At 70.7% G+C, this 1,140-nt stretch carries 2 protein-coding genes; both read left to right on the top strand.

Going from position 1 to position 1,140, the window contains the following annotated elements; genetic code table 11:
- On the top strand, positions 1-194 hold a 194-nt coding region (locus tag AC1DOC_RS34550; RefSeq protein WP_478131694.1), incomplete at its 5' end, for a D-alanyl-D-alanine carboxypeptidase.
- A gap of 129 nt (positions 195-323) precedes the next feature.
- The coding region (locus AC1DOC_RS34545; RefSeq protein WP_478131693.1) for an alpha/beta hydrolase family protein at positions 324-1,140 on the top strand (817 nt) is incomplete at its 3' end.

The raw sequence follows: 1,140 nt of genomic DNA, 5'->3' as shown, positions 1-1,140 counted from the left end.
AGCGCACGCTGCGCTCGGGCGGCGCGGCCCACCTGAAGACCGGCTCGCTGCGCGATGCGGCCGGCGTGGCCGGCTATGTGCACGGCGCAAGCGGCCGCCGCTATGTGCTGGTGGCCATCGCCAACGGCGAGAACGCGGGAGCCGCGCGCGCCGCGTTCGATGCGCTGGTTGATTGGGCGTCGCAGGACAACTGAGGGCCTTCGGCCGCTTGGCAGCGGCCGTGTACTGAAAACTTCTCTAGGTAGACGCGCCGCTTGCGCGCGGCCGTGGCGCTGCACAGAATCGGACGCCCGTTCGATTCGACAACATCCAGGAGCAACGCCTTGAAAAAGCCGCAACGACAACTCCCCACTCCGCTGCACAAGGTTGCGGCTCTGGCCGGCGCCACGCTGCTGCTGGCGGCCTGCGGCGGTGGTGGTGGAGGGGGCGGCGGCATCGGCATCGGCTTTCCACCGCCAACCGGCGACACCGGCCGCGGCTCGGTCGTCACGGATCCGCCCGAGCAGACCGCCAAGCTCTCGGCCGACCAGCTCCGCACCAACCTCCAGGCGACCGACCAGGGCAAGGCCCTGCTGCAGGTGGCGGGCACGCCCCGGTGCGGGGTCGCGGTGCGCTACCTCGAATACCGCACCATCGGCGGCAAGAACGAGGCCACCAACGCCACCGCCGCGATCATGCTGCCCGCCGGTACCGACGTGGCCTGCAACGGGCCGCATCCCGTGGTGCTCTATGCGCACGGCACCACGGCCGCGCGCAACTACAACCTCGCCAAATGGACCGACTCCACCCAGCCGGCCGCCGGCGAGGGCCTGACGATCGCCGCCATGTTCGCGGCGCAGGGCTACATCGTGGTGGCGCCCAACTATGCGGGCTACGACAAGTCGACGCTGGCCTACCACCCGTACCTCGACGGCGACCAGCAGGGCAAGGACATGGTGGACGCGCTCACCGCGGCGCGCAAGACTTTCACGGGCATCGACGCCACCGACGCGGGCTCGCTGCTGATCACCGGCTACTCGCAGGGCGGCTACGTGGCGCTGGCAGCACACCGCGAGATGCAGGTCACGGGCCGGGCGGTGACGGCGTCGGCGCCGCTCTCCGCGCCTTCGGCCATCGGGCTGCTGGCGGACTACACCTTCA

The organism is Variovorax sp. 01T439_2, assembly GCF_056398445.1.
This window is presented reverse-complemented; position numbering and strand designations above follow the sequence as displayed.